Source organism: bacterium SCSIO 12827 (genome assembly GCA_024397995.1).
Taxonomy (GTDB): Bacteria; Pseudomonadota; Alphaproteobacteria; order Rhodospirillales; family Casp-alpha2; genus UBA1479.
Map to the genome: position 1 here is coordinate 3,086,457 of CP073746.1, position 20,583 is coordinate 3,107,039.

Genomic DNA, 20,583 nt, shown 5'->3' on the forward strand with positions numbered 1-20,583 from the left:
TCATATGATTTTGCTACTTAGTCGCAATTAAATATATGAGCATGAACTCAAGGGGAATACGGGGATGAACAACGAACACCAATCCACCCGGGCATTGAACCGCGGGACGACATTAACGGCGCGGTACGCTCTGCTAACCGGCGCGTCGCTGCTGGCCCTGGTGCTGGCCACGCCCGCCGGCGCCGCGCCGGAGCCACTTCAGGCCGGCAACGATACGGACAAGACCATCGAAAAGGCCCAGGCCGACGATCTCTTCACCTTCAAGATTTCCTCGAAGCCCCTGCCCCAGGCCATCGCCGAGTTCTCGGCCGTCACCGGCCTTCAGGTTCTCTATACGGAACCCGCCGTGTTCGAGCGGACCGCCCCGGCGCTGGTCGGCGACTTCACTGCGCGGGATGCCTTGACCCGACTGCTTGCGGGCTCCGGTCTGGTCGGGCGCTATACGTCTTCCGCATCGGTCACCGTCGAGTTGCCCGGCAAGGGCGCCAATGGCGACGTCATGACCATGAACCCCGTGACCGTCGAGGGCCGGGGTGAAAAGGCCAGCGGCGCCGTCGCGGGCTATGTCGCGAAACGCAGCATGTCCGCGTCCAAGACCGACACGCCGCTGATCGAAACCCCGCAGTCGATCTCGGTCATCACCCGCGACCAGATGGATGCCCGCAACGTCAACAAGATCAACGAAGTGTTGCGCTATACGCCGGGCGTCGATCCGCAACCGTATGGCAATGAACCGCGCTATACCGACCTGCGCATGCGCGGGTTGAATGCAACGACCAACGGCATTTTCCAGGATGGTCTGGCGCTGACCTTCCCCGATTACGTCGTCAGCTACAACCCGGAACCCTGGGGCGCGGAACGGGTCGAAGTCCCGCGCGGCCCGGCCTCCGTGCTCTACGGACAGGGATCACCCGGCGGACTGGTCAACTATGTCTCCAAACGTCCGACAACGGACCCCATCAACATCGTCCACTTGGAAGGCGGTGATTTCGACCGGTATCAAGGCAAGTTCGATTTCGCGGGGGCGATTGACGAGGCCAAGCAGTTCTCATATCGCTTTACCGGCCTTTACCGCGACAGCGACACCTTCATCGATTTCATCGAAGACGACCGTTACTGGTTTGCCCCACAGCTGAGCTGGCAGCCGTCGAAGAACACCACCGTGACGGTGTTCAGCCATTACCAGCAGGACAACACCAAGAACTCCCAGGCCCTTCCCAGGTCCGGAACGGTGGTCGCGAATGCGAACGGTGAGGTTCCGCTCAGCCGTTTCGTGGGCGAGCCGGATATCGACCGGGTCGACCGGACGGAATACGCCATCGGATACGAGGTTACGCACGACGTCGGCGAACGCCTGAAGCTGAGCCACAAACTCCGCTACAACAACGTCGACTTGGACGATGTCGTTGTTTACGGCTCGGGGTTCGACGGCAACCGGACATTGTCGCGCAGCGTCTACGGCAATTTCGGCAACCTGGACGGTGTCTACACGGACAGTAATGCGCAACTGAAACTGGATGTCGCCGGCACCAGGCACACCTTGCTGGCCGGACTCGATTATCAACTCATGTATCTGGAACAGATCGCGAGTTCCGGATCGGCGACATCGATCGACGTTTTCGCACCGGTCTACGGCACGCAGACGTCCGAAGGTAACATCATCATCAACAAGGACTTCACGCGCAGCCAAACGGGCATCTATTTCCAGGATCAGATCGAATGGGGCGACCATTGGCGCTTCACCCTGGGCGGGCGGTTCGACCGCGCGGTGACCGAAACCATAAATCACCTCACCAAGGCGGTTTCCCAGCAAGCGGATAGCGCCTTCACCGGCCGGGCGGGCGTGGTCTATCTGTTCGACAATGGGCTGGCCCCCTATGCCAGCTATGCGGAATCCTTCGCACCCGTGATCGGCACCAACCCGTCGAGCAGGAATTACAAACCCGAAACCGGCCAGCAATATGAAATCGGCATCAAGTTCCAGCCTGAAGGCAGCCGCAGTTCCGTGACGCTGGCCGCCTTCGACCTGCGCCGCCAGAACTATACGGAAACGGATCCGTCAACGAACACGACGGACCAGACAGCCGCCGTTCGCTCCCAAGGGATCGAACTGGAAGGTGTCGCGAGTTTCGACTTCGGCCTGAACGTGACCGCCGGATACACCTACATGGAAACTGAAGTCATCGAGAGCGTCGACCCGGCCGACCTGGGCGATGTTCTGACGCCCGCACCTAAGCATGTCGCCACGGCCTGGGCGGACTACACCATCCCGGAAGGCCCCTTCAAAGGCCTGGGCTTCGGTGCCGGCGTCCGCTATCGCGGCATGCATTGGGGTGATGGTGACCGGACCCTTTCCGTTCCCGCCTTTCTTCTGTTCGACGCCTCGGTCCATTACGAATGGAAGGGTGTGCACTTCGGGCTGCATGCGCGAAACCTTCTGGATAAGCAGCATGTCGGGTCCTGCTATTACCGGAACAGCGCCGGGATTTGCACGGCGGGTGAACCGCTGACCGTCATCGGGAATCTGTCTTACCAGTGGTAGGCCTCGAAAACCTGCGATGCTCTGCCCCCCTGGGAGAATTTTTTTCTCCAAGGGGGAGAGGTTATTGGTCTGTTTGTTCGTCTTAGAGTCATGAGTATGACATTCGACGAACAAACCGGACCTTTTCCCTTGGCGGCACGTCTGAGCCGTGCACTGGACATGCGTCCCCGATTAACCCGCTGGCTGTTGGCCGGCCCCGGCGCAGTGGCGGCGGCCCTTCTGTTCGCCATGGCCATGCCGATTTGGCTGCCCAAGGGGGCCGCCGGGGTCGACAACATCGTCTTTCCCCTGATCCTGGTGCCGCTGATCTGGGCCGTGGTCTTCGTTTATGCCTGCGTGGAGGAAAGCCTCCTGCGCTGTGCCGCCGTGATCTGCGGCACCGCCACCGTCTGCGGACTGACAGCCGCCATGGCCTTTGCCGGATGGATATGACGCGCCCCAGCCGAATCAAACAGTGACGAAAGCCCCATCGATGAAATCCCTTTCGCAATCCCAACTGAAACGCCTGACCGCCGTGCACGGCTGGTCCGGAACGGTCCTGGGCCTGTTGCTTTACGCCGTCGTCGCCACCGGCACGGTCGCCGTATTCGCCCACGAAATTGCCGCATGGTCCGTCGGCGGCGCCAAAAGTCACGCGCCGCTGGCAGGTGATCTCGACGGCAAGGTCCGGCCCATCGCAGAACGGATGACCAAGGGATACCTTGAAGAAATCGCCATCTGGGCAACGGCCAAGGGCGACCTGAACGTGTTTCCCCATGCCCATGCCCGCAACCCGGAAAGCGGAAAGATCGGCAATTACGGCACCCTGTTCCGGCTTGACGGCGTAACGGGTGAGGAATTGGCGCGCAACGAAGGATTCGTGTTCACGAAACCGGAATGGTTCGAAGCCAGCGCGCTCGAAGATTTTCTCGTCGACCTGCACGTGCAGCTCTACGTTCCACGGCCTTGGGGCTTGATCCTGACCGGTATTCTCGGGCTGTCCATGATGGCGGCGGGCGTCACCGGCTTTCTCATGCACCGCCATCTGATCCGTGACCTGTTCGTCGCCGCTCGACCGGGCAACCGTCTTGTCACGGCCCGCGACCGCCATGTCCTCGCCGCAAGTTGGGGCCTTCTGTTCGCGTTTCTTCTGGGATTTACCGGCTCATTCTTCAGTTTTGCGGCCACGGTCTCCCTGCCCCTGATATCGCAGGTCGCCTTCGGCGGCGACCAGAAGGCGATGCGCGAAACCCTTTACGAACCCGCCGTGACACCCGATCCGCGCCCGGCCGCCCTGGCCGATCTTGATGCCGTGGTCGCCCAGTCCACGGCCCTGACCGGCACGCCGGTCCGCTTCCTCGTGGTTGACCACTACGGCCGCGCCGATGCCCGCATCAACCTCTGGCACATGCCGCCACAAGGAAAACTGGCCTGGGTGCGCAACGTGTTCGACGGCACGGACGGCCGGTTCCTGGGCGTCAAACCACGGGTCGGCCGGAAACCGTCGGCGGGCAGCGCGCTTTATGAACTGATCTGGCCCCTGCACACGGGCGATTTCGCGGGTCCCCTGTCCAAGGCCGTGTGGGTCGGTCTGGGCGCCGCCATGTGTTACGTGATCCTGTCGGGCATGCAGCTTTGGGTGCGTCGCCGCGAAGAGGCCGCCCTGTGGCGCGGCTTCGGGCGTGCGGTCACGATCACCGCCTACGGATTGCCATTCGCCATGACGGCGGCGGCCTACGGCTTTTTCCTGTCCCTGCCGGCCGCCGATCCCTTCTATTGGACACCGATGGGCTTTGTCCTGGGTGCTCTCGCCTGTATCGCGGTCGGCGCCTTCGCGGGCGACGGCAGCGGCCTGGCCCGGCGGTTCCGGCGGTTGCTCGGCGCCGCCTGCGTCGCGCTGCCCGTCGTGCGCATGGCCATGGGCGGGTTAGGTTGGGCCGATGCCGTGGTCCAGGGGCAAGGGGCGGTGCTGTCCTTTGATCTGATGTTCCTCGCACTCGGCATCCTGCTGCTTCGCTGGGCGGCGCGGCAGCCCCATGTCCGCCCTGCCGGCGACCCGTTACCGGAACCCGCCGAATGAGTATCCTGGCCATCGTCGCCGCTGTTGCCGTCTCGACGGCGGCCCTCGCCTATCTTGCCTTGGGCAACGCCAAGCGGCGACGGGTGTTCGGCCTGCCCCCCCTTGAACGCAAGGCGTGGCAGACCTGGCTTGCCATCGCCGGCGTGCTGGCCCCCGCCGTGTTTCTGCTCTATGGCGGCGGCGGTGCGGGTTTTGTCGTGTGGTGCGGGGCCGTCAGCGTGACCGGCTGGGGCTTGGCCGCGATGTCCCCCGCCCAAGCCGCCGCGGTGGGACGTCGGGTGATTGGCGGCACCGCCGCAGCAGGGCGCACCTTGCGGGCCATGATCCGGGCTGCCCGCGGGGCCGGGGACACCGACGCTCGGCTCAACCGCCTGGAATGCAGAATCGCCGCATTGGAAGCCGCCCTGGAACATCAAGAACCGGCGGCCAAGCCCGCCGCGCCGCGCCGTCGGAACGGCGGCGGAACGAAACCGGATGCCGCGCAGCCGTCCGGCGCATGATCCGGAAAACTCTCTATTGGAATTGATAATCATTCTCATTTAATATCGGCTGGCCTGCCCCTGCATCATGGGACAGACGCACAAACTTGGATCCGGCCGGACAATGACCAACAACGGCGCTCACAGACCGGCAAGCCCCCTGGCGCTTGCCTATGACACGCATTATGCGGCCCTGATCGAATCCGTGGCGCCGATCCTGGGCTGCCGCTTTCGCGCCCAGGATGTGGTCCAGGACGCCTGGATCAAGCTGGCTGAACATCCGCCCGCGGATACGGTTCGCCAACCCGTGTCCTATCTGTTCCGCTTGGTCCGCAATCTGGCCATCGACCGCGCGCGGCGACTGGCGCTTGAAGTGCGCTATGGCGCCCGCGAAGAGCTGCCCCTGGCCGCCCCCAGCGCCGATCCGACACCGGAGCAGGCCGCCATTTCACGGGACATGGTGCGTGTCCTGAGCGACGCCCTGTCCGAACTGCCGGAGAGAACCCGCCTGGTGTTTGAAATGCACCGCATCACCGGGCATTCCGTGGACGAGATCGCAGACCGTCTTGATGTCTCCGCCGGCTATGTCTATCGCATGCTGCGCCAGGCGACGGTCCACTGCGCCAAGCGCCTGGGCCCCGACCTCGGCCGTCAGGAGCGATGAGCGGGTTCCGCCGCATCCCGCAACTTTCCCTGTTCACGAATGCCCCCGCCAAGCGTCTATGTATATAGGCGGCCAACATCCGCAATCGCCCGCGCCGGGCCCGCACACGAGATCGAGACCCCCATGACGGGCACCCCCCCCCCCATCGACGACGAGATCTGGAACACCGCCTTCGACTGGCTGATGCGGACGGAGGCCAATCCCGGCGACCCGGCCCTGGCGACGGCCCTGCACGCCTGGCTGGAGGCCGACGCGGCCCATGCCCAAGCCTTCGATCAGGTGTGCCGCACCTGGCAAACCGCCCCCCATCTGCAACCGGCCCTGGCCGATCACAAACACCCGGCATCCTCCCGCCGCCCCCCGGCCCGACCCGCCCTCCGCCTCAGCCGTCGACAGGTCCTGGCCGGCGCCGGCGCCATGGCGGCGGGACTGGCGCTCTATGCCGGAACCGGCGCCCCTCGCCGCCTGTTCGCGGATATTTCCACCGCGACCGGCGAATTCCGCACCGTGACCTTGGAAGACGGCACCCATGTGCACATGGACACGGCGACGGCCATCAGCCTTGATTTCACCGGCCCAATCCGCCGTGCCGCCCTGCTGGGCGGGCGGGCCTATTTCGACGTCGCCCGCGACGCGGCCCGTCCGTTCGCCGTGACGGCGGGCCCCGCCGAAGTGACGGTTATCGGCACCCGGTTCGACCTGCGCCTGGACGACGACAGCGTTTCCGTCGCCGTCGAACATGGCCGCGTGGCCGTCGGCATGGCAGGACGGCGCATGACACCGGACGATGGCTTGGTCGGCGGCGACAGCTTGCGCATTGACCTGACGACCCGCGCGGCACGGCGGGCCGACATTGTTCCCGGCACCGACACCGCCTGGCGCGACGGCCGGCTGGAGGTCGAAGACTGGCCCATTACCCAGGTTCTCGCCGAACTGGACCGTTATCACCGTGGCGTCATCCTATTGGGTGATGCGGCGTTCGGCCGCCAGCGGGTCAGCGGCTCGTTCGATCTGACACGGCCGGACCAGGCCGCGCACTCCGTGGCCAGGGCACAGGGGGGGCGGGTCCGCGCGCTCAGTCCCTGGGTTTTGTTGGTCAGCCCCGCCTGATCGATCTTTACGGATAAATTTGTTCAAACTCCCCCACACCATCCGTCCTTAATATGAATGCTATTAAATCGCATTCGCATAATTATGAAATGGGCGTAAAGGTGTAATCGAAAATGACGACGACAAGCCGCAGCAGCGGGCTGCTTATGGCCGGTTTTCTGGCCACCGGTATCGTGATTCATGTGGGCGGCCCGGCAGCGGCGGAAACCCCGGACCGCTTGGATGCGGCCGAATTCGCCCAGGCGCCGGCCGATGCCACGCGCCGCTTCGACATCACGGCGCAACCCCTGGCCGAAGCCCTGAAGGCTTTCGGACGTCAATCCGGCTGGCAATTCTCCTATCCCGCGGGCCTGACCAAGGGCCTGCGTTCGCAACCGGTTTCAGGCGACCTGCCGCCCGCCGCGGCGCTGCGCATTCTGCTGGGCGGCACGGGCGTCAGCTGGCAATCGACCGGCCCCGGCACCGTCGCCCTGGCCAAGCCCGGCGAAGGCGCGGACGCCATGGTGCTCGGCCCGATCACGGTCGAGGGACAGGGGGAAAGCGCCTGGGGTCCGGTCGAAGGATACCGGGCGACCCGCAGCGCCACCGCGACCAAGACCGATACGCCGATTTCCGAAACCCCGGCGTCGATCCAGGTCGTCCCCCGCCAGATCATCAAGGACCAGGGCGCGCAGAACCTGAAGGACGTCTACGAAAACGTCAGCGGCGTGGTCCAGGCCGGTAATACCCTGAACGCGCAGTCGGAGGTCCTGCCCTTCATCCGCGGCTTCGAATCCTCGGTCCTGCGGCGCAACGGATTGCGCGCGACCAACGTCGGCACGGTCGACCTTGTCAACGTGGAGCGCGTCGAGGTTCTCAAGGGTCCGGCCTCGATCCTGTACGGCGCGATCGAGCCGGGCGGCATGCTCAACGTCGTCACCAAACGCCCCCAGGCGACCGCCGCATACGATGTCGACGCCGAGGCCGGCAGCTACGACCACTACCGGACGACGGCCGACCTGACCGGCCCCCTGACCGCCGACGGCTCCCTTCTGTACCGTGCGAACCTGGCCTATACGGACGAAGGCTCGTTCCGCGACGGCATGCACCTGGACCGCGTCACCGCCGCGCCGACCCTGTTGTGGACCCCCCGCGAGGGCACGGAAGTTTTGTTCGAGCTGGGCTATACCCGCGAGAAGCAGCCCTATGACACGGGTGTCCCCATCGGCTTCAACGGCGAGCAGTTGGTGTCGGACAGCACGTCCTTCAACCTGGCATCGCTCGACGGCCGCGACATCCGCGACTATTCGGCCAGCTACCAGTTGAGCCACGATTTCTCGGACGCCGTCACGCTGCGCCATCAGTTGTCGTTCCACCGCGCCCATGCGGAAAACGAATCCCTGCGCCCGCGCAACGTCGTTGGCACCGTGGGCGCCGAAGTCATCCGTCTGCGTTATCAGAACGAGGACCGCACGGACGACGAAGTCCAGGCCGTGGCCGACCTGCAAAGCAAGTTCAACACCGCCGGGATCGACCACACCTTGCTGTTCGGCTCCGAGTTTTCATGGGAGATCTCGGATTTCCTGCGATTTCGCGAGAACACGTCCAACGTGACGATTTCCGACAATCCCGTAATCAATTACACACCGCCGTCGTCACAGCCCAAACAGTCGATCCGCGCCCATAACCGGCGTCTGTCGTTCTATGGCCAGAACCAAATGTCCATGCTGGAAGACGGGCGCCTGAAGGTCCTGGTCGGCGGGCGCTTTGATTTCGTCAAAGGCGAGAGCGAAACCGACGGTGTCAAGGCACGCGCCGTTCACGCGTCCGACTTTACGTTCCGCGTCGGCTCTCTCTATCAGCTGAACGATGCCTATTCCGTCTACGCCAGCGCGGCACAATCGTTCGAACCCCAAGGCAACTCGGTCCTCGACGTCAACGACAATCCGCTTGCCCCTGAAACGGGCGAACAACTGGAAATCGGCGTGAAGGCGGAAACTCCGGACAAGCGGTTCTCGGCAACGGCGTCCGTGTTCTATCTGAAAAAGGAAAATGTCGGCGTGGTCGATTCCGCCCATCAGAATGCAACCGGCGACATCCGCTACATTCCCGGCGTCAGCCAGAAGGCCGAAGGCTTCGAGTTCGACCTGTCGGGCACCCCCATCGCCGGCGTCAACCTGATCGGCTCTTACTCCTATACCCAATCGCAGACCCTGGAAAATCCGGAAGACACCTCGCAAGTCGGCCAACGCCTGGGCAACGTGCCGGTCCACAAGGCGCGGCTCTGGGCCTCCTACGACTTCCCTCAGGATACCGCCCTCGGCGGTCTGTCACTTGGTGGTGGCGTGCGTTACGTGAGCGACAACAGGGCCCAGTTCGACACCGCCTACATCCTCGATTCCTATTGGGTGGCCGACTTGGGCGCCAAATACACATGGCGGTCGATGACCTTGAATCTCAATGTCTACAACCTGTTCGACAAGCACTTCTACGAACGCGCATCGAACCAGGCGATCGTCCATCCGGGTGAGCCGCTGACCGTTCTCGGCCGCCTATCCATGACGTTCTGACGGCGCGGGCGGGGCCTTGACCGGCGGCACGCGCAAGGCCCTGTACCGGGTCCATTCCTGGCTTGGGCTTAACCTGGGCCTGCTGGCCTTCGTGCTGTGCCTGTCGGGAACCATCGCCGTGTTCGGCCCGGAACTGACCTGGCTGACCGATCCGGCCTATCGGGTGGACCCGCCGCCGGCGGCGGAACGAAAGGCCCTGTCGTGGCAGAAAATTCACGACAGCGTCCGGCAGGCCTATCCCGATGTCGCGATCCGACGGATCGCCGCCCCCCGGGGCGACCACTGGGCCGCCCGCGTTCTGGTCCACCACGGGGAGAGCGGTCTGCGCGTGGTGCTGGTCGACCCTTACAGCGGCCGGGTCCAGGGACAGCGCAGCACCTTCAACACGCAAAGCTTCTTCCGCCTGCTGCACAAACAGTTCTACATCGTGCCCACGATACAGGGGCTGCACGGCATCCTCATCGTCGGCCCCTTGGGGCTGATGCTGCTGATCTCGGTCGTGACGGGCCTGTTGTCCATCAAGCGGTGGTGGCGGGCGCTGGTCCGCCTGCGGGTCGACCAGGGGCGCGGTGTCCTGTGCTCGGACTTGCACCGTTTCGCGGGCACCTGGTCCCTGGTCGTCGCCGTGATGCTCTCCGTCACCGGGATCTGGTATCTGGCCGAGTGGGGGCTGCACAAGGCGGAAGTCCTGACCGAGGACGCCAAGCCCGCCCGTCTTTCGGCGGCGGCCATCAAAAGCCTGCCGCCGTCCCCGATGATGCTCGACCTGGATCATGCCCAGGCATTGGCCTGGCGGGCCTATCCGGCGCTCGACACGGTCTTGGTGACCCTGCCCCGCCGGATGGGCGCCTCCCTGATCTTCCAGGGTCAGGCCGAAGCCTGGTTGGTCCGCGCGCGCGCCAATCAGGTGCATCTTAATCCCTATACGGGCGAGGTCCTGGCGCTTCGCCGGGCGACGGATCTGGGTGCCTTCGACCGTTGGGTGGAAACCGCCGACCCGCTGCACTTCGGCACCTGGGGTGGTCTGATCACCCGTATCATCTGGCTGATGACGGGCCTTCTTCTTTCGGGCGGCATTCTGGCGGGCATGTACGGCATGTGGCTGCGCCGTCGGGATAATGCCCCCGTCCGGCCGCGTCCCTGGGCGGCGCTCGCCGCCATCCTGCCGACGGTCGCCGTGATCACGGCCGCCATTCAGGGAACCCTGGCCTACGGATTGGCCCAGCAACACCGCGCGCAAATCGCGTCGGAGACGCTTGCCCCGGTCCCGGACCTGACGCCCGGCTTCATCCTGCTGATCGTTCTGTTCACCGGCCTGGCCTTGGCGCCGGCAGGATTCTGGGTCCTGTTGCGGCTACGCACCTGACCGGCCGACGGGATCAGTCCTTGGCGCGCCAAATGTCGCCCGAGGAGGTAATATCGCCGGAGGTGTTGACGATCCATGGGCGGCCGTCGATTGTGACGGTTACCTTGTGCATCGCCTGTGTAATGTTGACATCGTCGAACCGCCCATTCGATGCGTTCCACTTCTTCAGCAGATTCGTCGAAAAATCAAGAACATAGACTGATCCATCCGCACCGACGGCCATATCCTGCGCCTTCTGGGCCGTGCCCTTGGGCCGGTTTTCGAACTTGCTGCCTGTATACTGCTGCACTTTATACGACTGGTTCATAATCCAGAGATCGCCGCCGGCGCCCAGATGAACATAGAAAATGTCGTCGCTTTCGATCTGCTTGAACACACTCTTGCCGGCTTCCATCTTATAGAGCTGGGCGCCGACAGCGACGTAAACCGTGCCGTCCGCGGCAACCGCCATGTTGCGCGGCGTGTTGGTGTCGGTGGAATTGATGACGTAATAGGTTTTTTCCTGGGTTCCCTTGAGGCGGTACACGCGGGCCGGCGCGATTTGGCTTAACCCCCACAAGGTACCGCTTTCATCCTCGCCCACATCAGCCAGGGACGAATTGGAGAACGCCTTGTCCAGGGCCTCGAACTTTTCGGTCTTGGTGTTGAACTTAAAGACCCCCGTGTCACCCGAGATGTAGACCGCGCCCGTATGCCCGGCATGGACATCCGACAGCATGCCCATGCTGGCTTCGGCGTCACTCGACTTGTACTTGTCGAACTTCAGGTTCTTGGTGAAGGTGAAGGCGCTGGCGCTTTGCGACGCGACGACGGCCGCGGTCGAACCGCTGCCGGTGGTATCACCGCTCGACTTCAAGGCCAGGACGCGATCACCGGCCTCGTTGCGTTCGAAGTAGCGGGTCGCCAGGACCTTGCGCGTGCTCGTCACCACCCAAGGGAAACCATTGGGGCCGACGGCGACAGCGGCGGGCGTGTGGCCCGGCACCAGGACCTGGGAAAATTTCTTATCGGTCGGGCGCTTGCGCATCAAAAGATCATTGGTGTTGACCAGGAACACCGTGCCGTCAGGCCCCACCGCGATGCTGCGCGCCAGTTGAAACAGAGGGGTGCAGGGGCTTTTTCCGCAACGCTGGGCGATATGGTCCTTGCTGATGGTCCAAGGCGTGCCGTCCGGCCCGGCGGCGACCTGAACGCCTAAACCGGGAACATTACTGGTCTTGCCCGTCGCCATGTCGAACCGGGACAAGATGCCGTCGGCACTGGCAAACAGCACGATATCATCTTTGCCGCCGATCGAGATATCCGACGCGGTCACCCCCTGGACCTGAACCCAAGCCGTGCCATCGTGGCGGAACACGCGGCCGACGCTGGTCACGCCCCAGGGATTACCCTGGCTGTCCACGGCAATGCGCGCCAACTGGCCGGGAAAGCTTTCAAAAGAACCTCGGGCATTGCTCCACCGCGTGATCCCGCCGCTGGTATCCAGCGCGAACACGCTGCCGTCGCGGCCGATCGCGATCTGTTGGGCGGTGCCGCGCGTATCGACGAATTCCAGTTTCTCGTTCGTCGTGCTGGCGGCTGGATCGCTGGTTCCACCACCGCCGCCGGGTGACACGGAATTGCTGTTGGAATTGGACTTGTTACTTGTGCCCGAGCCGCTGCCCGAGGTGCCGATGGATTGGGCAGTCGGCTCGTCGGCCTTGGCATCCGGCGCGGTGCTTTCCGTGGCCGTGTTTGTCGTGGCCTGCACGTTGCTTGCCGTGATCTTCGGCGCGATGATCGGTTGTGCCTGCGCCAGCGGCGCCTGAGGCACCGGCGCATGCGGTGTTTCCGCCTTGTCTTTGTTTTCTTCCTCGGTCAGCGGCACCTGATCGCGGATCAGCACGGTGGCGAAAATGCGCCCGTCGCCCAAGGTCACCCAAGGGCCGCCATTGGGGGTAAGCCCCACGGCGACAACATCGGTGACCCCCTCGTAAGGCACCCAACGCACAGGCGACATGCGCAGTTTCCGCAATTGCCCGTTGCCGTCGACGATGACGGCCGAACCATCGGCGCCAAGCGCGATGTCACGGGCAATCCCCGGCATGGTAATCCAGACGCCGTCTTCCCAGCGCATGATCTGTCCCTTGGGCGTGACGATCCACGGCTTGCCCCGGATATCAAGAGCGATGCGCCGCGCCAACTGTCCCGGCACGGCTTTCCAGCTTTGCGACAGGGGCTCCCATTTCTCGACAGTGCCGGCAAGCCGAACAATGTAAATGTTACCGACCGCGTCACCGGCCACGTCGGCGACCTTGTCGCCTTTCGATTCCCACCATAGGCCGTTGAAGCGCATGACGTTGCCGTCCGAGGTCACGCCCCAGGGCCTGTTGCCTTCGGCCGCGGTAATGCGCACGAAGGCCCCCGACATCCTGGCCCATTTCTGGCTGACCGCCCGCCACCGCAGGGCAACGCCGTCATCCCCCACGGCATAGGCCATGGCCGCGGCGTTGATCGACAGATCCTTGGCGCGGCCGGGAATCAGCGTCCAGGTCGCCTTGACCGTTTCACCGGCCGGCGGTGCGCTGATGCCCGGCGACTGTCCTGTCGCGGGGCGGCCGCCGGCGATCGGCAGCAACGTCAACAGTAGGACCGCACAGGCCATCCTGCGCAGAAACACGTTCTTCACCATCACAATCCATGACCTCCCTGATCGATCGCAGGCATTCGCGTCGGATGGGGGTCCATGCGTCCCACCGCTCAGAGACGATATCGTTTCTAATTATTCGCCAATCGTTTTTGGATGCTGGCGATATGTTCGAGGTTTCTGGGATCTTCGTTCCAAGCCCTGAGGCGGAAATCGCCCGACCGGAATTCCTCGAAAAACTCGCGTTTTTTCAAGTTATCGATGATCTGATTGAATGTCGGACGCGGGGTGAACCAATCTTCATGGCGTTTGGCCAAACGTTCCAGATCGCGTTCAAGGTCACTCAGGCGGTCGCGGGTCTTCGCGCGGTTGTCTTCCGCCTGGCGGGTATACTGCGGGCGCCGAGGCGTCAGCAGAATCAGGATCGAACGTTCGAAGTGGCGCTTGGACCGCTCGGAAAACAGCAGGCTGACGCCCGGAATATCCATGAGCCCCGGCACGCCGTCCTTGGAATTCGACGTTTCACGCTCGCTCAGCCCGCCCAAAATCAGGGTTTCGCCGAACCGCATGGTGACCGTCGAATTGACATTGGTTTTCGTGGTGTCGAGACGGAATTCGAACAGCACGGAACTTGCCGGATCGGTCAGGAAGGTCCGTTCCGCGACCACATGCAGGCGCAAGAAATCGTCTTCGAGAATTTCCGGCGTCACCGCCAATTTGACTCCGACCTCTTTCTGCACGGAAACCGAATCCCCGTCGCCGCCGGAAACGGCGGCAGCCAGGATTTCCGTGCCTGAGAAGAATTCGGACGTCCGGCCCGATTGGGCGACCAGGCTGGGCTTGGCCAGGATTTCATTTTCCGAATCGGCCGAGTTCGCGATGTTCAACGAATAGGTCACGGCGGGAATGCCGATCTGATTGGTGATCGTCCGCGTGTTCTCGTCAAGGCCGCTGTCGATCTTGTCGTTGATGTTATTGCGCGACCAGCCGAAGCCGTAGGCGCCTGTCGTCGGGTTGCCGAACTGAAGCTGCAAGCCGTTCAGAAGATTGATACCCCGGGTTTGGCGTACGTCTTCCTGGGTGCCGATGATGACGACATCGACGACAACCATGCTGGAATCGTTCTGCAGTCCCCCCCTGGCGGTACCCGGCGCGATACCCGCCCCGGAATCCGCGCCATAGGGGTTCGCGGGGGCGCTGCCGTAAGGGCTGGTCGGCGCCCCGTAGGGATTGCTCTGACCGGACGGCGTGCCATAGGGGTTTTGCTGGCCGAACTGGGCCGGGATGATCTTGGCGTCGTGCTCGTAGAAACCCCGCCAAGAGTAAAGCCGCCGTTCAAGCTGTTTCACCTGATCGCCCGGCGCATCCTTGTCGCGGAAGGATTTGAGATAACCCTTCGCCGCCTCGTTGTCGTTCAGCGCCGCCTTGACCAAGGCCTGGGCCCACAGAACATCGGGGTCAGCCGCCGATTCCGGCGAGATCTTGGCCATTTGATTCAAGGCCGCTTCCGCCATTTGCGGATCGTGACTGTAGTAGGAACTGGCCGCCAGATTGTACAGCAGAGGGGCATCGCTCGGCCGGTGCAAAGCAACGGCGGCAAGATGCCCCTGAGCCAGGGCGTAGCGGCGTTGATCCATGTAAAGCAGGCCCAACTGATAGCGCGCCGCGAGATGGCTGGGGTCGAACTTGAGGGCGAGCAACAGCCCCTGTTCGGCCAGTTCCAGCTTGGACCGATCCTTGGAAATGCCGATCAGGTGATAAGCAAGGCCGTTGAGAAACTGCAGATCCGCGTTGGTGATATCAAGTTTGAGCGCGCCGCTGAACAGGCGCTGCGCCTTATCCAGATCCTTGTCCCGAAGGGCCTGCTCGCCCTCCCTGATCAAGGCGACAAGCTCGCGCGGCTGCGACATCTGCGCCGACAGGTTTGTTTCCCCGTCGCCGGGCGATACGGTTGTCGCCGTGTCGAAATTCAAGGTCTGGCATCCACTAAGGAAGGCAGCCAACGCCACAACCGGCAAACCGCTCCGCTGAATACGAAACACGAATCCGTTAATCACTGTTACCCCCACTGCGGCCTGTTACAGGCCATCTTTTCCATAACCCCAGTCACTCAGCGATTGCTCACAAAGCGCATATATTATTCAGGTAAAAAGGGACGCAAGATTATAAAAAGCCATCCGCTACTCTCCCGCACCTCAGCCGTCCACCGCAAACTTTCCGCCTACCGCGTGAATACGAAGACCATGTATTCCTGTGAAAAACCGGCAAAATACTGCTACACGGCCTGACAGTTGAGGCCAAGTGTGCTGTTTTATGATTAAGCGCTAAATTATGCTACAGGGCCAGCATGACATGGCCGCGCACCCGTTTACCCCTGGCATTGTTCTTTCCACCTTGGATTAACCGATAGAAAGTCGGAGATCGAAAGCGTGAATAGGCAGCGCATCGGTTTTTGCCGCGTAAATCGGATATCGATTACGCAAACCGGATAGGAAAGCCCGTACAGGAAACGTCCGTGTCGGGTTTCCGGCGGCTTTCTGAGCTTACCCGTATCGGGCGCGTCCGGGCGATTCGTCCGGCCCGTATCCCGGCCTATTTTTCCGGGGCGTCGAACCCAAAGCGGGCCAGAACCTTCTGACCGTCGGGACCCAGGATATAATCGGCAAGCAGCGCCGCCGCCTTGGACGCGCCCGCAATCAGGGTGATGCCGTAATCGGCGCCGACGGAAAGGGCATCCGGCACGGCGACGATCTGCAGGCCCGGCACCTCTTTCTTCGCCAGCACCGCATTGGTGCAATAGGTCAGGAACACGTCGGCGCGCTTGTTTTCCATGACCCAGCCATACTGGTTCCGGCCCTTGGGCGCTTTTTTCGAGGTCGGCCCGCCGGTCAGCTTCACCGCCTTGGCGTCGAGCGCCTGTTCCGCCCCCGGCGAAACCTTGTCCGCCTTGGCGAACAGCCGCCAGGCATAATCGCCCGAAGGATCGGCCTTGGGCGTCGAGGTGCCGACCGTGATCTTGGGGTCGAGCAACACATCCAGAAGCCTGTCCGTCGATACCCGTACATCGGGCTGGGCGATGGCGCAGAGCTTGTTGCGCGCGAACATGCGCACGGGCCCCGCCTTGCCCGCCTTTTCCAGGGTTTTCGGATGCTTCATGTTGGCCGAGGCGAAGACCTCGGCCGGCTCACCCTTTTCGATGCGCTGCCGCAGCAGGCCCGACGGCCCGAACGCCGTTTCGACCTTATGACCCGCGGCCGCCTCGAAATCCCGGGCGACCTGCGTGAGGGCGGCTTTCAGGCTGCCCGCCGCATGGAGTTTCACGGTGTCGGCCATGGCCCCTCCGGACATCAACAAACAGGCAACAAAAACGGCGAGTCGCATGGGCTTGATCCTCCAACCCGATAATTCGGTATTTTGTTTCGTAATATTTGCATAATTATGCAGTTTTATGAGAGCCTGTAAATGCCCCTGGGAAAGGTCATAAACCGGGGCATCACAAACGGAACCCCGCCAACCCATTCGGGAGTCAGACCCATGAAGATCAGTGCGCGCAATCAGATCACCGGCAAGGTCGTCGACGTGAAGGACGGTGTCGTCACCGCCCAGGTCACGGTCGACATCGGCGGCGGCAATACCATCGTCTCGTCCATCACCCTGGATTCAGCCAAAACCCTGGGCCTCGCCGCCGGCAAGGAGGTGACGGTAATCATCAAGGCGTCGGATGTGATGCTGGGCGCCTAGGCGTTCAAATGCCCGAAGTTTCGCCGCGGCGGCGGTAGTAGGCGCTGCACAGGGCTTCCGCCGCTAGGCCGACGGCCAAGCCGACGGCCATGTTGACGCCGACGCAGACCACCCCGGTCAACAGGATGACCACGCGGCAGCTCGGCTTGACGCCGAGAATTCGGCGGTTGAGGGCCATTTCCGTCCCCGCCACGGCCAGGATCGCGCCCACGGCGCCGACCGGCACCAACATCAGCACATCGCGTGCCTGCGGCCCGAAGCCGATGCCGAGCGCCAGACAGAACAGCCCGAACAGGGCAGGCGCCACCCAGGTCCGCGCCCCGAAGCGATATTGCGCGATCAGCCCGCCCGACCCGTGACACATGGGCAGCGCGCCGAACGGCGCCAGCACGACATTCAGAATTCCCGTCGACAATGCCAGACGCCGGGGGCTGGTGCGTTCCTTGGCATCATCGGGAAAGTATTCGGCGGCAATGGCCGAGGTCGCGAGAACCGCGTTGGACAGGGTCAGCGCCAACTGCGGCAGGGCCGTGGTCGTCAGCGCCGCCTGAAAATCCGCCACGGTCGGGAAGGCCGGCAACGGAAAGTGCAGCCCCGGCCCGGTCACCGCGAACCCCGTGCCGCCGGTCATCAGAAAGGCCGCCGCCGCCGTCACCACGACGACCAGCGACCCCAGGTGCCGGTAGGGCGTGAGAAACAGCAGCAGCAACAGGGCCAGCGCCGCACCACCGAACAGAGGTTCGTCCGACACATGTTGAAATCCGAGCAGCGCCAGCTGTGCCCCGACCCCCAACTGCACGCCCATGATGACCGAATTGGGAACCAGCCGCGCGATGCGCGTGATGATGCCCGTGACCGCCAAGACCACCAGCACGCCGCCGATGATCAGGCCGCTCGCCATGGCCTGGGCCGGGGTCACCGCGCCGACGATGATCAGCGCCGCCACGGCCTTCATGGGCTGAATGGGAATGGGTCGGTGGTAGACCAGGGCCACCGCCAGAGCGAACAGACCAAAGCCGGTCAGCACGCCCGTGCCCTCGAACCCGCGCACGGCCAGCACACCAATGACCAGCGGCAGGAAGGTGCCGAAATCGGCGACCGCACCCGACATCTCGCCAAGCCATCCGGTCGCCTTCTTTGCCGTCGTCTGGATCATGGGCCTCCCGCAGGTTCCGGGATGGGGCCGGAACAGTGTCGGAAATTTTGCAGCATCTAAAAGAAAAACACAATCAGCGGGACGATCCCCGGGCGGCAGGCAGGCCGTCCGGGGATCTGCTGCGGGGATGCGGATGCCGAGGAAGGCCGCCGTCCCCGTGGTTCATGGGCCGGTCGTCAGGCCGGCAGTTTGGTGAACCGCGCGCAGCGCGCGACATTGCGGTCGTGGACCTCGCGCATTTCACACAAATCGTCATACAGATCAGGGTCGGCGATTTTCGGCAGGAGTTCAACCAGCCGCCGCGCGACCCAGGACTGCCCCTTGTTCAACAATTCGATCTTGGCCTGTTGTTCCGCCGTGTCCCGCAGTTTGTCCAGGAACGCGCCGGTTTCGATACTGGGCTTACCGCCCAGGCGTTCGATATGGCGGGACAGCATGGCGCAGTACCGGGCCTCGTCCTGGGCGACCGCGGACAGCGCCACGCGAAGCTCCAGATCCGGGGTTGCGCGCGCCATCTCGATCACGCCGCGCGCCCCGGCCCGCTCCCCTTCCAGAAGCTCATTGAGAAACGCAGCCGTTTCCTCATCTGTGAGATAGCCCATGTAAGCGGGATCGGCTTCGCTCATCATGCAGGGCGGGTCTCCCGCATCGCCGACGGACGGGGCCCGCGCCGCAAGCGGGTTTCGCGTCGAGATCCACCGCACGCCCTCTTCCGTGACGATCGCGTCCATGGGAATGTCATGCGGCTGCGGGTGGATGGTGGCCAGGCGATCGACGGCATAACCGATGCCAATGGCCAGGGGTTTTTCGGCTGAGGCCGCCAGGGTCCGGTCATAATACCCGCCACCGTAGCCAAGCCGGTACCCGGCATCGTCAAACCCCAACAACGGAATCAGCAACGCGGGTGGATGCATCCGCTTACGCGAAGCCGGAACCGGGATGCTCCACACCCCCGGGACCATCTTGGTCTCCGGCCGCCATTCCCAAAATTCGACCGGCTGTTTTTCCTTCACGACCACCGGCAAGGCCATCGCCCCGCCACCGGACATCGCCGCGGCGGCGAAATCACGCAGGTCCAGTTCACCCCGAAACGGCCAGTAAAAACCGAACCCGTCCCGGCCAAGCCAGGGCATTTCACGGCTGAGATGCGCCACGATCCTATCCCGGGTGGCTTTGCGGACCGCCAACGGCCGCGCCAACCTAGCGACAAGAATTTCATTCCGCGTTTCCCGCCGCCACTTGTTGACCTCACGCCATTCCATTTACTCAACCTCCTCGAACCGACCCGACAAGGATGCGACGATCCCGGCCGCCTCGGCCATGATCCGTTCGATCCGCACCGCAGCGGTCGGAATATCGTCAATTTCTCCCGCCACCTGCCCCGCGAACAGGGCCAGTTGCTCAAGCTCGCCCCGCATGTTGCGCAAGGGGGAATCCGTGCTGTAGCGATAGATCGGCCGATCATCCTCCAGGGCAATCGGCTCGCGCTTTCGCAAATAAGGATCATGGCCGAAACGCGTGGTGCCGGCCTTGGCCGTCAGGCTGTTGCCGATGACCCGCACTGGCGCCCCGATGGGCCAATTGATGGCGAACAGGTCGGTGCGCAGGGTGTCTTCCGAACGCGCGCCGACGACCCGTTCCTTATGATAGGCATGGGCGAAGGATTCCTCGGTCGCCAGGAACGCCGTGCCGCAGTGGATTCCTGCCGCCCCCAACGCCAGAGCCGCGACCAGAGACCGGCCCGAAGCGAACCCGCCCGAGGCGACCACGGGAACGGATACCGCCCGCACGACCTGGGGAACCAGAACCAGCGACGATGTCGTGCCGTGGACATGCCCGCCGGCTTCCTCCCCCTGCGCGATGATCACATCGGCGCCGGCCTGTTCGGCCAGCCGCGCATCCTCGACCGTGCCGACCTGATGGAACACCAGGCAGCCATGGTCCTTGGCCCGCTTGATCACGTCCGGATAGACATCCCAGAACAGACAGATCGAATGCACACCGGCATCGAAGCAGGCCGCCAGTTCGTCGTCGAGCAATTGGGAGTCGGTCGCGGCGGGGATCAGGTTGACCCCGAACGGCCGATCCGTGCCGTTCCGCACGGCCTCGATCTGTTGGCGGATCATATCCGGGCTTTCGCGCACCATGCCGAGGAAACCATAACCGCCGGCACGGGTCACCGCACCGACCAGATCCGCCCGCGCGACGCCGCCCATCCCCGCCTGAAGCACCGGGTAGCGGCAACCGAGCAGCGCGCAGAGTGTCGATTTCATCATCATTCCGTCCATGGC

Annotated in this window: 15 protein-coding genes; 9 read left to right on the top strand and 6 right to left on the bottom strand. The window is 63.4% G+C overall.

Annotated elements, in window-relative coordinates; translation table 11 throughout:
• The first annotated feature begins 64 nt into the window (after positions 1-64).
• From KFF05_14435 to KFF05_14470, 8 genes are all read left to right on the top strand, one after another.
• On the top strand, positions 65-2,542 hold the full coding sequence (locus KFF05_14435) for a TonB-dependent siderophore receptor (protein ID UTW51107.1): 2,478 nt from the start codon (positions 65-67) through the stop codon (positions 2,540-2,542).
• A 96-nt stretch (positions 2,543-2,638) separates the two neighbouring features.
• On the top strand, positions 2,639-2,974 hold the full coding sequence (locus KFF05_14440; protein UTW51108.1) for a hypothetical protein: 336 nt from the start codon (positions 2,639-2,641) through the stop codon (positions 2,972-2,974).
• A 40-nt stretch (positions 2,975-3,014) separates the two neighbouring features.
• Positions 3,015-4,601, top strand: a complete 1,587-nt coding sequence (locus KFF05_14445; GenBank protein UTW51109.1) for a PepSY domain-containing protein — start codon at positions 3,015-3,017, stop codon at positions 4,599-4,601.
• On the top strand, positions 4,598-5,101 hold the full coding sequence (locus tag KFF05_14450; protein ID UTW51110.1) for a hypothetical protein: 504 nt from the start codon (positions 4,598-4,600) through the stop codon (positions 5,099-5,101). Before KFF05_14445 ends, KFF05_14450 begins: the two co-directional genes overlap by 4 nt.
• A 103-nt stretch (positions 5,102-5,204) precedes the next feature.
• Positions 5,205-5,744 (top strand): sigma-70 family RNA polymerase sigma factor, encoded by a 540-nt coding sequence (locus KFF05_14455; GenBank protein ID UTW51111.1) that lies wholly within the window; start codon positions 5,205-5,207, stop codon positions 5,742-5,744.
• Positions 5,745-5,867: 123 nt separating this feature from the next.
• Positions 5,868-6,854: a FecR domain-containing protein gene (locus tag KFF05_14460; GenBank protein UTW51112.1), complete on the top strand. Its 987-nt coding sequence runs from the start codon at positions 5,868-5,870 to the stop codon at positions 6,852-6,854.
• 113 nt (positions 6,855-6,967) lie between these two features.
• Positions 6,968-9,403: a TonB-dependent receptor gene (locus KFF05_14465; GenBank protein UTW51113.1), complete on the top strand. Its 2,436-nt coding sequence runs from the start codon at positions 6,968-6,970 to the stop codon at positions 9,401-9,403.
• 16 nt (positions 9,404-9,419) lie between these two features.
• Entirely contained in the window at positions 9,420-10,769 is a 1,350-nt protein-coding gene (locus KFF05_14470) for a PepSY domain-containing protein (GenBank protein ID UTW51114.1), read from the top strand.
• Positions 10,770-10,782: 13 nt separating this feature from the next.
• Here KFF05_14470 and KFF05_14475 read toward each other — a convergent pair whose 3' ends face one another.
• The 3 genes from KFF05_14475 to KFF05_14485 form a co-directional block, all read right to left on the bottom strand.
• Entirely contained in the window at positions 10,783-13,443 is a 2,661-nt protein-coding gene (locus KFF05_14475; GenBank protein ID UTW51115.1) for a hypothetical protein, read from the bottom strand.
• A gap of 83 nt (positions 13,444-13,526) precedes the next feature.
• On the bottom strand, positions 13,527-15,368 hold the full coding sequence (locus tag KFF05_14480; GenBank protein UTW51116.1) for a hypothetical protein: 1,842 nt from the start codon (positions 15,366-15,368) through the stop codon (positions 13,527-13,529).
• 619 nt (positions 15,369-15,987) lie between these two features.
• Positions 15,988-16,776, bottom strand: coding sequence for a molybdate ABC transporter substrate-binding protein (locus KFF05_14485; protein ID UTW51117.1), 789 nt, complete (start codon positions 16,774-16,776; stop codon positions 15,988-15,990).
• A 153-nt stretch (positions 16,777-16,929) separates the two neighbouring features.
• Here KFF05_14485 and KFF05_14490 point away from each other — a divergent pair, with 153 nt between their 5' ends.
• On the top strand, positions 16,930-17,136 hold the full coding sequence (locus KFF05_14490) for a TOBE domain-containing protein (protein UTW51118.1): 207 nt from the start codon (positions 16,930-16,932) through the stop codon (positions 17,134-17,136).
• Between the two features lie 4 nt (positions 17,137-17,140).
• On the opposite strand, the gene KFF05_14495 is transcribed toward KFF05_14490, so the two are convergent.
• The 3 genes from KFF05_14495 to KFF05_14505 form a co-directional block, all read right to left on the bottom strand.
• Complete coding sequence (locus KFF05_14495; GenBank protein ID UTW51119.1) at positions 17,141-18,292, bottom strand: putative sulfate/molybdate transporter; 1,152 nt, start codon at positions 18,290-18,292, stop codon at positions 17,141-17,143.
• Between the two features lie 176 nt (positions 18,293-18,468).
• Positions 18,469-19,554 (bottom strand): 5-formyltetrahydrofolate cyclo-ligase, encoded by a 1,086-nt coding sequence (locus KFF05_14500; GenBank protein ID UTW51120.1) that lies wholly within the window; start codon positions 19,552-19,554, stop codon positions 18,469-18,471.
• Positions 19,555-20,580 carry a nitronate monooxygenase gene (locus KFF05_14505; protein ID UTW51121.1) on the bottom strand — a complete coding sequence of 342 codons (1,026 nt, stop codon included), beginning with the start codon at positions 20,578-20,580 and terminating at the stop codon, positions 19,555-19,557.
• Positions 20,581-20,583: the final 3 nt, after the last annotated feature.

Bases quoted from the DNA above. Each gene is read 5' to 3' on its own strand.
- KFF05_14435 (UTW51107.1), top strand. From the start codon at position 65: ATGAACAACGAACACCAATCCACCCGGGCATTGAACCGCGGGACGACA.
- KFF05_14440 (UTW51108.1), top strand. From the start codon at position 2,639: ATGACATTCGACGAACAAACCGGACCTTTTCCCTTGGCGGCACGTCTG.
- KFF05_14445 (UTW51109.1), top strand. From the start codon at position 3,015: ATGAAATCCCTTTCGCAATCCCAACTGAAACGCCTGACCGCCGTGCAC.
- KFF05_14450 (UTW51110.1), top strand. From the start codon at position 4,598: ATGAGTATCCTGGCCATCGTCGCCGCTGTTGCCGTCTCGACGGCGGCC.
- KFF05_14455 (UTW51111.1), top strand. From the start codon at position 5,205: ATGACCAACAACGGCGCTCACAGACCGGCAAGCCCCCTGGCGCTTGCC.
- KFF05_14460 (UTW51112.1), top strand. From the start codon at position 5,868: ATGACGGGCACCCCCCCCCCCATCGACGACGAGATCTGGAACACCGCC.
- KFF05_14465 (UTW51113.1), top strand. From the start codon at position 6,968: ATGACGACGACAAGCCGCAGCAGCGGGCTGCTTATGGCCGGTTTTCTG.
- KFF05_14485 (UTW51117.1), bottom strand. From the start codon at position 16,776: ATGCGACTCGCCGTTTTTGTTGCCTGTTTGTTGATGTCCGGAGGGGCC.
- KFF05_14490 (UTW51118.1), top strand. From the start codon at position 16,930: ATGAAGATCAGTGCGCGCAATCAGATCACCGGCAAGGTCGTCGACGTG.
- KFF05_14495 (UTW51119.1), bottom strand. From the start codon at position 18,292: ATGATCCAGACGACGGCAAAGAAGGCGACCGGATGGCTTGGCGAGATG.
- KFF05_14500 (UTW51120.1), bottom strand. From the start codon at position 19,554: ATGGAATGGCGTGAGGTCAACAAGTGGCGGCGGGAAACGCGGAATGAA.
- KFF05_14505 (UTW51121.1), bottom strand. From the start codon at position 20,580: ATGGACGGAATGATGATGAAATCGACACTCTGCGCGCTGCTCGGTTGC.